Here is an 8,133-nt window from a genome sequence, read left to right as displayed (position 1 = left end):
GCCATTTAAATGGTTGTTTTGGGTTCATCTCTGTAGCATTTCAGTCTCTTGAAAGAATATAACACTTGCTTAGGCACCTATTTTTGCAACACAGCCTCAGATGGTTCATTTCAGGTCAAAGGAAAAATTTATGATATATTTTTAAACCCTGAGCGCAAAGATCTAATCATCTCTCAAAAAAATGGAGATGTAGTTTTAAGTGTGCAATCAGGTAAAGTCCAAACTAATAAAGTATCTCCAGATATAATTCAAACTTTTGAACAAGCTAATGCCAAAGTTGATCAACTATTATCGCCAGTTAGGTCTGGTGGCATGGAATTGTAGTTAGCGATCGCAAGAAAGCATTGCGTTTGATCGGGAACACTATTTTTCAGCAATCCAAAAATCAGCTGATGCACTAATTCGTCTATGCACCGAAATTCAGTAAACTTTCAGTAGCCTGAAAGATTCCATCTCGCAAATCTTGTTCTGGCAAATCTTTGACCTGTGAAATTAAAATTGATACTGGGGAAACCGGGAAAAATATAGGTGTGGGATATTGCACAAGGTAAACTTTCAAAGTTGGTATTCTACTACTAAATTGATGTTTCAGGTCTTGGTAGAAGAGGTCTATAATTTCAAGTTCTTCTAATCGATTCGTGTCTTTAGGGGTTGCTTGATAGACTGTCCATAAGGACTCAAGCTGCACTCGTATACTTGGTTCACCATGCCAAACTATTGCCGGGGTAGTGTCTGTAGATAATGAGCCAACCCGATTCATGGCTTGTTGATACTGTTCTGATTGCCAGTTTAAATATTGATTTAATTGTGGGGCTTGAGAGTCAAATACTCTACTTGGATCAGCTATTTCACCTGCAAACTCTACTCCTTGGGCTAGATGCGACCAGTACTGCTGCATCAATTGTCTGCTTCTGGACAATCGCCTTGACACCTCTGAAGATATGTCTGGAATATGCCAGTTTAATCGGTCATCCTGTGTCGCTACAACCAAATTTAGCCAAGTATACCAACTAAGAGCATCTAATGGGGGTTGCAGTGATTTATTAACAGAACTATGGTGGTTAAAGGGAGGTACTTGTAGCCCATATTCAAGTAAAACCCAAACACAAAATCGATGTGCGAATTACAAGAAATATGTAATGCCCACGGCTGTTTTTCTTTTATTTTTGAGACATCGAACATGATTAAATTATTTAAGGGACAAAAAATCAGAACAAATTAGACATTTATCAGTCGATAAATGTCTAATTTGTTAGATACTAGTAATTTTACAACTGACCGAACATTTTGAGTATAATATCAAGCATTTCCTGAATTAGATAGCTACTGAAAACATCTACTCCCCAAAATTTGGTGTTCAAAAGTTGTGATCACAGACAGCATCCAATGATGGGATAATATACGTATATGGGTTTGAGTTATTATCAAACCCATAAGCTTGTCCTACTATTGTTACTCGACTAGCCAACCCTCTAGCGTCTCTAAATCCTGTAATACTTTTCCTCACTTGAGTAGGAGTAGAGACTTTTATATTTTCCCCATTGTTAAACTTCAAATCAAAGTCAAGAACTCCAATAGTTCCAACAGACGAAATTAATTGGAATTGAGCTTCGGATCTGCCGCTATTGTTGTTACAGGTTATAATCACCGTCCCACTATCTAAAGTCCGACGACTGGAACCCGCTAGAGAAATTTCAGTCACAAACGAAACTGTTAAGGCAGAGATGATTGCAACTATAGAGACTTTCATTGTTTACTCCTGACCAAAGAAGTCACTGTTTTGTTTTCAAAACAAATCAGCGTAGCGTTCTTTTTCAAGAAAAGTAAGAAATTGAAAGCCAGTTTATACTCATATTAAAATTATTTATTCTGAACTAAAAGTGTTTATTTTTGCTACGCTCTTTACCTCTAATCAAGGACTGTTAATCTCGAACAATCTTAACTGTCTAGCTGATATTTCCCGCTTATTTTCTCTATTGATTGAGATGTAAGCTAAGTACAAACTACAACTAACTTCATCCCACCATTTGGCTGGTCGGTAACTTTGTTCATTCATCAAGTCTGCATACTGATTTAAGTAATCCACTACTTCCAATAAGTGGGTATAACAATCAAAAGCCAGATGATTAAGTTGCTCTCTTATCCTTCTTTTGGTTCGGGTATTTGAGCGAATCCAGATGATAGAATGCCAAGTTAACTCGTATTCCCTGGCACATTTGACGGCAATAGTTATTTCATCTCTTGCTACCTCTAACAAAAAGTGGTTGCTCGGAATGTGATCCAAAGCAACCATTAAACAACAATATGTAGAATTCATTATGCAACTTTGCGTGGTCTACCTGGCTTGCGCTTCGCTGTTGGTGTCGCCTCAGTCTTTTTAGTTGTTTTCTTTTTTGCAACTGGCTCAGTTTTCTTAGAACGAGTAGCTGATTTTGATTTTGGCTTGATTTCTTTGACTGGTGGCAGTAATCTCAATGTAGGGAATGGGAGAATGACTGCAACAGTTGAATTAGTACTATTGTAACTATCAGATTCTAACTCCCAAGGGTCAGGGATTTGTTCAAAAGCCTGTGATTGTGGTGCGATTACTACTTCTGCTACAACTAGAGTGAATTCTTTGATTACATCTGGCAAGCTAATCGAAATCATTGTGCTATTGACATTGGTTGTAACGAAAAGTTCAGTAATAAACTGAAACATTATAATCCCGACAAATGCCCAAAAGATAGCTTTAATAGCCAAAGTAAGTACGTCTTGAACGTTCATCTATTTTCTCCTAGCTTTTTGTAGTTTTACGAATTTCTCAAAAACATCTCTATAAAAAAGAGGGGAAAAGGTTAAAGGGAAAAGGGAAAAGGGGTGAATAGGTCGCCCACAAAGAGCATTAGCGTAGCGGGACGAAGTACGCTTTTTACCTTTTCCTCTTACCCTTCTTTATAAATACGTTTTCAGACCTTGTTTTCAAATGAAGAGGCTTTTAACAAGGCAGCGCGAGGTAAGCTTAATCTTTCAATCTCGATGTAACGTAGCGGTTTTTCTTGCTTAGACAAGAGAGATGAATTATCTAGTTTCATACTTCAATCTTGATAAAGCGTAGCGGTTTCTCTTTGAATAGAAGAGAGATTGTTCAGCTAATCTTAGACTTCAATCTCGATCAAGCGTAGCGGTTTCTCTTGCTTATATAGAAGAAATCACTTGGCTAGCTTTCAGACTTTAATTTCAATGTAGCGTAGCGGTTTATCTTTGATTATAATAGAGACTTCAATCTCAAAGCAAAGCTTTTTACGTTTACTTAATTAGCACTTTCAAGTAATATGTATATAGTGGGCAACACCAATATCAAATATTCTAGTAGTTGAATTATTGGTGTTTAACTAATCTATAAAACATTAGTTTGCACCAATGTTTTGTAGCCCAAAGCTGAGAAATTATCACAATTAATAAAAATATGACTAGTGCAACTCCCGATCTAGTTCACGTTTACCTCAAAGAAATCGGTCGCTACCCTCTACTGTCTCCCTCTCAGGAAATTGCATACGCAAGAGAAGTACAACAGATGATTGCAATTGAACAAGCAAGAGAGCAACAAACACAACAGCTGCGCCGTAAACCAACCGACTCCCAATTAGCAGCAACTTTGGGCAAAACCGAAGCTGAAATAACCCAAATCCTTCATCAGGGGCAACGGGCTAAGCAAAAAATGGTGATAGCTAATCTGCGGCTGGTAGTGGCGATCGCTAAAAAATACCAAAACCGTAATCTAGAGTTTCCTGATTTGATCCAAGAAGGGGCACTTGGTTTACAGCGCAGTCTTGAAAAGTTTGATCCTAACCGGGGCTATAAGTTATCAACCTATGCGTATTGGTGGATTAACCAGTCCATCACAAGAGCGATCGCAGAAAAGTCTCGCACTATTCGACTGCCAATTCATCTTAACGAAAGACTTAATAAAATCAAGAACCAAGAGCGAGAACTGTCTCAATCACTCGGTCGTCGTCCTACCGTGACGGAGATTGCGGAGTCTCTAAAACTCAAGCCTTCTTTGATTCGGGAATCTCTGAATGTCTCGAAAAATCCAGTTTCTTTGGAAATGCGAGTCGGAGCCGAACGAGAAACCGAATTAATCAATCTCTTACCTGTGCCTGACAACTCTCCTTTGGAGCAAATCAATCAAGAACTTTTGTATCAGGACTTGAGCAAGTTACTGGCATTGTTAAAGGAGAAGCAACGAGAAGTCTTAACTTTACGCTTTGGATTGGGGGATGAGCGCCCACTTTCTTTAAACCAAATCGCAAAACGCCTCAAACTCAGTCGAGAACGAGTTGGTAAAATTGAACAGCAAGCAATGAAAATTCTTCGTCGCCATCAAGATAATATCAAAGAGTATCTTGTTAATTAGTGCAATTGTGTTGCTGCTCTCAAATATTTGTATGAGTCGAACTCGCTACTCCAAGGACTGGAAAGAAATTGCCACTGCTATAAAGAATGCCTCAGATTGGCATTGTACTAAATGCGGTCGAGCCTGCTTGCGTCCTGGTGATCAACCACCAAATTGGACTTTATCACAACGTCGGGCATATAACCTACAGGTACATCACTACAACTTCGACCCCTCTGATAACAGGATCGAGAACTTGATTTGCCTTTGCAGTAGTTGCCACCTTGATTACCATCGCTTCGGACGGGGTAATATCTCACCAGGGCAGTTGTCTCTGTTTCTAGAGGACGGTTGGTAATGACAGAACCATTAGAAATACGAAAAGAAAGTGGCGATACTCGTCCCTATCTCATGAATAAGCCGATTCATGCAGGCGATTGCCTAAAAGTTCTTGTAGACGGACACTGGTACGATGCCCGTTGTGAGTGTTACACAGAAGCAGGAAAACTTCGCTGGTATTTAATTGCATTTAAGCCCGAAGGCGAGGAGATTTTTGAGGATTTCTCAAACCTAATGTGTAGATTCGAGCCTATTAGCAATTAGAAAAATTATGTTTAAGAAGCAGAGCCACAAAGAGAACTAATGCCAAGCAGCAAGATTATCGAAGTCCGAGAGTACACCGTCAGAGCGCACAAACGCGAGATTCACACGCGCACATTCAACTTTGTTTGCCAGCAGTGCCAGCAGCCAACCCAACGCGAAACTTTTGGCCCGCGACCGCTCTACTGTGAACAATGCCGTCGTCCACAGGCTCCTAAGAAATCAACAGTCCCTCTTAAGAAAAGGAAACCAAGAGCAATGAATTATAAGAGTGACGAGGGCAAAGGGGGGTAAACTTTCAATAGAGATTTAAGAAAAGGGAAATTTGACCCTGACAGAGGCGGAAAACAAGCTTTTGCATTTATCAGGGTTTATCCATCGTACAAAAAAGAGAATTTTGATTGATGAGTGAACAAGCATTAGAAAAAATGATCAGGGACGCGGCTGGACACAATGAAGGGCTTTCTAGCACTCAATTCGCAAGATTAAAGGGAGTAGAAATTGAAGTGGTAAGTAGGTGGAGGAATGGCAAAGAGCCTATGCCAAAAGGATGGGCTTTTTCAAAAGGGCGGTGGGTACCTGAAGCACAAGAGAATGCCGTAGAGTGACGAAATGGAGAAAATGCCAAATTACATTATTAACATCTATCTAAATAATAAACTCTTCTCAGATGACAAATATACATTTGCCTTAAATGCAGGGCAAATTCCTGTTATTCTCTTTAAAGAATTAGCTTTAGTTGCCAAACTTCATCTAAAAGATGTTGAAGAAGAACACATTTTAGATGCAGCATACTATTCAACTCAAACTAGAGAAAAAGACTGGTATAAGCACCCCAAAGTAGAGCTACTAGCAGCAGGCGATCAACGTTCAACTAGTGTAGGAGATGTCTTTGAATTGCATGGTCACTACTGGATGATTGCTCCCTTGGGGTTTGTTGAAATTTACCCACAAAAATGATTGCTGTACAAATAGCGGAGGCGGAGCATCTCCGGGCTTGTCGTTAGACATCATCCCATCACCTCTTTGAATTGAAGCAAATGCAACCACTGCCACTGGAATTTGAACTGACAGTATCTCAAATTGCTATACAGTATTATCCACACAGGCGGTTCAAGGTAGTTTCTAAAATCAAAGACAATTATATTAATATTGATTTTCAAGGCTACTATACAGAGGAATTTGTTGGCTCACGTAGCCGTCCATCAAATCCAACTGATGATTTTTACCGCGATAAAAAAATAGATTTCACAGTAAGTTATGGAAACAATCGACTCTTGCTATCTGGATGGTGGCGAGGAGAGATATTAAGCTTTGAATTCAATAGTAAATCATGGATAAATGAAGACGGTGAGGAAATTGCTTGTCCCTATCCAGATGGGAAAGAATTCGAGATAATTGCAGCAGCACTTTATCCTTTATTACAAAAGTACTGTTAATATGAACCACACTGTTAACATTTACTTAAATACTAGGACTTTTAAAGAGTCGGATAAAGAATATACAATTTTTTTGCATGGTGGGGATATTCCTATTATCCGATTACAAGAATTATCTCTAGTCGCCAAGCTACACTTAAATGATGTTCCAGAAGTTGAGGATGAGGATATTCAACATTTTTTAGATGTAGTATACTCATTTACCCAAAATAGATATGCTCAAAAGAAAGAAAAATTATGGAGTGAGTATTCAGAAATTGAAATGCTAGTTAGTAATTCCCAGCGCTCAACAGTTATAGGAGACGTTTTTGAGTGGAATGGACACTTTTGGATGATTGCACCTTTTGGATTTGTCGAGATTTATCCACAAAATTGATTAAGGAAGCGATCGCCTGTCGCGTTTGGGCATGGTATCTGTTTTTTGGATGCTTTATATTTGGATACTTTGTAACAGTAGGCAATTCCATAGTATATTTTAGTATATATGTACTATATTAGGCTTTTATTACTTTTAAGGTACAACTTTGTGATGACTGCACAAGGCATTGTTTGAGCAAATAATGTCCACTCTACCAAACCCTCCTCACCAACAAATTAATGCTTCTCCTCCCCAAGAAACAATAACAGGAGTAGTAGAGCGCCTGACTTTCTACTCTGAGGAGTCGGGGTATACTGTGGCGCGGTTAACTCGCCCCAGTGCCAAAGAGTTAACGACAATTGTCGGCAGCTTTGCTAATATCCAGCCAGGACAAACACTGCAACTAACTGGTTTTTGGCGTGATCATCCCCAGTTTGGGCCACAGTTTCAAGTCGTCAACTACCGAGAAACCAAACCTGCCACTCTCACCGGGATTGAGAAGTATTTGGGCAGCGGACTAATTAAAGGCGTGGGCCCCGTCACAGCAAGACGGATTGTTGCTCACTTTGGTTTGGAAACTCTGGAGATTATTGAAAACCAAATCGAGCGCCTAGTTGAAGTTCAAGGCATTGCTAAAAAACGCATCAAATTAATTCAAACTGCTTGGCAAACTCAAAAGGCCATCAAAGAGGTGATGGTATTTTTGCAAGGGCATGGTGTTTCTACCACCTATGCAGTTAAGATTTACAAGCAGTACAAAGATGAAGCGATTGCCACTGTTACCAGCAACCCCTACCAGTTAGCTACTGACATCTACGGTATCGGGTTTCTCACTGCTGATAAGATTGCCTTTAACTTGGGAGTTGCACCAGACAGTGAGTTTAGGTATCGTGCCGGTTTAATTCATGTTTTAGGTGAAGCTGCTGCCGATGGGCATTGCTATTTGCCACAACCGGAACTTCTAAAGAATGTTATCAAACTACTGACTACAGAATCGCACGAACCGAAAGAAAACGCGATCGCTGACATTATAAAAGACATGGCACTCAAAGATGACCTCATCCGAGAGAGGGGCGAAGACCAAACACTGCTGTGCTACAAACCAACTTATTTTCACACTGAACAGAACCTTGCTCAATTAATACACAACATGTTGAGCCAACCAGTTGCACAAGATATGCCGCGTGTTCGTGCCTGGATCGACCGCTTTACCAACAGTCGCAAAATCCAACTTTCAGAGCAGCAACGCCAAGCTGTAGAGATGGCTGCGTATTCAAGGGTGATGATTTTGACTGGTGGCCCTGGTTGCGGCAAAACTTTCACCACCCACACCATAGTCTCTCTGTGGCAAGCAATGG

13 protein-coding genes are annotated in these 8,133 nt (G+C 39.9%); 9 read left to right on the top strand and 4 right to left on the bottom strand.

The window, feature by feature from the left end; genetic code table 11:
• The first annotated feature begins 48 nt into the window (after positions 1 to 48).
• A complete protein-coding gene (locus HCR01_RS36080) occupies positions 49 to 324 on the top strand; it encodes a hypothetical protein (RefSeq protein WP_193200705.1) in 276 nt (91 codons plus the stop codon).
• Between the two features lie 82 nt (positions 325 to 406).
• Here the strand turns inward: HCR01_RS36080 and HCR01_RS36075 are convergent, their stop codons facing one another.
• The 4 genes from HCR01_RS36075 to HCR01_RS36060 form a co-directional block, all read right to left on the bottom strand.
• A complete protein-coding gene (locus HCR01_RS36075; protein ID WP_226890028.1) occupies positions 407 to 991 on the bottom strand; it encodes a hypothetical protein in 585 nt (194 codons plus the stop codon).
• Positions 992 to 1,357: 366 nt separating this feature from the next.
• Positions 1,358 to 1,750 carry a hypothetical protein gene (locus HCR01_RS36070; protein ID WP_193200703.1) on the bottom strand — a complete coding sequence of 131 codons (393 nt, stop codon included), beginning with the start codon at positions 1,748 to 1,750 and terminating at the stop codon, positions 1,358 to 1,360.
• Between the two features lie 162 nt (positions 1,751 to 1,912).
• Positions 1,913 to 2,317, bottom strand: a complete 405-nt coding sequence (locus HCR01_RS36065; RefSeq protein WP_193200702.1) for a hypothetical protein — start codon at positions 2,315 to 2,317, stop codon at positions 1,913 to 1,915.
• The gene (locus HCR01_RS36060; protein ID WP_193200701.1) at positions 2,317 to 2,766 is read right to left on the bottom strand and encodes a hypothetical protein; all 450 of its coding nucleotides are present in this window, start codon (positions 2,764 to 2,766) and stop codon (positions 2,317 to 2,319) included. The genes HCR01_RS36065 and HCR01_RS36060 overlap by 1 nt, the downstream gene beginning before the upstream one ends.
• Before the next feature lie 682 nt (positions 2,767 to 3,448).
• On the opposite strand from HCR01_RS36060, the gene HCR01_RS36055 reads away from it, so the two are divergent.
• The 8 genes from HCR01_RS36055 to HCR01_RS36020 form a co-directional block, all read left to right on the top strand.
• The gene (locus HCR01_RS36055; protein WP_193200700.1) at positions 3,449 to 4,399 is read left to right on the top strand and encodes an RNA polymerase sigma factor, RpoD/SigA family; all 951 of its coding nucleotides are present in this window, start codon (positions 3,449 to 3,451) and stop codon (positions 4,397 to 4,399) included.
• Between the two features lie 31 nt (positions 4,400 to 4,430).
• A complete protein-coding gene (locus HCR01_RS36050; RefSeq protein ID WP_193200699.1) occupies positions 4,431 to 4,736 on the top strand; it encodes an HNH endonuclease in 306 nt (101 codons plus the stop codon).
• Complete coding sequence (locus HCR01_RS36045) at positions 4,736 to 4,981, top strand: DUF5348 domain-containing protein (RefSeq protein WP_193200698.1); 246 nt, start codon at positions 4,736 to 4,738, stop codon at positions 4,979 to 4,981. Before HCR01_RS36050 ends, HCR01_RS36045 begins: the two co-directional genes overlap by 1 nt.
• A 39-nt stretch (positions 4,982 to 5,020) precedes the next feature.
• Positions 5,021 to 5,272 (top strand): hypothetical protein, encoded by a 252-nt coding sequence (locus tag HCR01_RS36040; protein WP_193200697.1) that lies wholly within the window; start codon positions 5,021 to 5,023, stop codon positions 5,270 to 5,272.
• Between the two features lie 327 nt (positions 5,273 to 5,599).
• Positions 5,600 to 5,938 (top strand): hypothetical protein, encoded by a 339-nt coding sequence (locus HCR01_RS36035; RefSeq protein ID WP_193200696.1) that lies wholly within the window; start codon positions 5,600 to 5,602, stop codon positions 5,936 to 5,938.
• Positions 5,939 to 6,018: 80 nt separating this feature from the next.
• Complete coding sequence (locus HCR01_RS36030) at positions 6,019 to 6,417, top strand: hypothetical protein (RefSeq protein ID WP_193200695.1); 399 nt, start codon at positions 6,019 to 6,021, stop codon at positions 6,415 to 6,417.
• A gap of 1 nt (position 6,418) precedes the next feature.
• Positions 6,419 to 6,793 carry a hypothetical protein gene (locus HCR01_RS36025; RefSeq protein WP_193200694.1) on the top strand — a complete coding sequence of 125 codons (375 nt, stop codon included), beginning with the start codon at positions 6,419 to 6,421 and terminating at the stop codon, positions 6,791 to 6,793.
• A 184-nt stretch (positions 6,794 to 6,977) separates the two neighbouring features.
• The coding region (locus tag HCR01_RS36020) for a helix-hairpin-helix domain-containing protein (protein WP_193200693.1) at positions 6,978 to 8,133 on the top strand (1,156 nt) is incomplete at its 3' end.

The organism is Nostoc sp. MG11, assembly GCF_014904695.1.
GTDB lineage: Bacteria > Cyanobacteriota > Cyanobacteriia > Cyanobacteriales > Nostocaceae > Komarekiella.
The sequence above is the reverse complement of the archived record's forward strand: the minus strand, read 5'-3'. Positions and strand labels throughout refer to the sequence as shown.

Excerpts from the sequence above, each read along its gene's own strand:
- HCR01_RS36070 (WP_193200703.1), bottom strand. The coding sequence starts at position 1,750 with ATGAAAGTCTCTATAGTTGCAATCATCTCTGCCTTAACAGTTTCGTTT.
- HCR01_RS36065 (WP_193200702.1), bottom strand. The coding sequence starts at position 2,317 with ATGAATTCTACATATTGTTGTTTAATGGTTGCTTTGGATCACATTCCG.
- HCR01_RS36060 (WP_193200701.1), bottom strand. The coding sequence starts at position 2,766 with ATGAACGTTCAAGACGTACTTACTTTGGCTATTAAAGCTATCTTTTGG.
- HCR01_RS36055 (WP_193200700.1), top strand. The coding sequence starts at position 3,449 with ATGACTAGTGCAACTCCCGATCTAGTTCACGTTTACCTCAAAGAAATC.
- HCR01_RS36050 (WP_193200699.1), top strand. The coding sequence starts at position 4,431 with ATGAGTCGAACTCGCTACTCCAAGGACTGGAAAGAAATTGCCACTGCT.
- HCR01_RS36045 (WP_193200698.1), top strand. The coding sequence starts at position 4,736 with ATGACAGAACCATTAGAAATACGAAAAGAAAGTGGCGATACTCGTCCC.
- HCR01_RS36040 (WP_193200697.1), top strand. The coding sequence starts at position 5,021 with ATGCCAAGCAGCAAGATTATCGAAGTCCGAGAGTACACCGTCAGAGCG.
- HCR01_RS36035 (WP_193200696.1), top strand. The coding sequence starts at position 5,600 with ATGCCAAATTACATTATTAACATCTATCTAAATAATAAACTCTTCTCA.
- HCR01_RS36030 (WP_193200695.1), top strand. The coding sequence starts at position 6,019 with ATGCAACCACTGCCACTGGAATTTGAACTGACAGTATCTCAAATTGCT.
- HCR01_RS36025 (WP_193200694.1), top strand. The coding sequence starts at position 6,419 with ATGAACCACACTGTTAACATTTACTTAAATACTAGGACTTTTAAAGAG.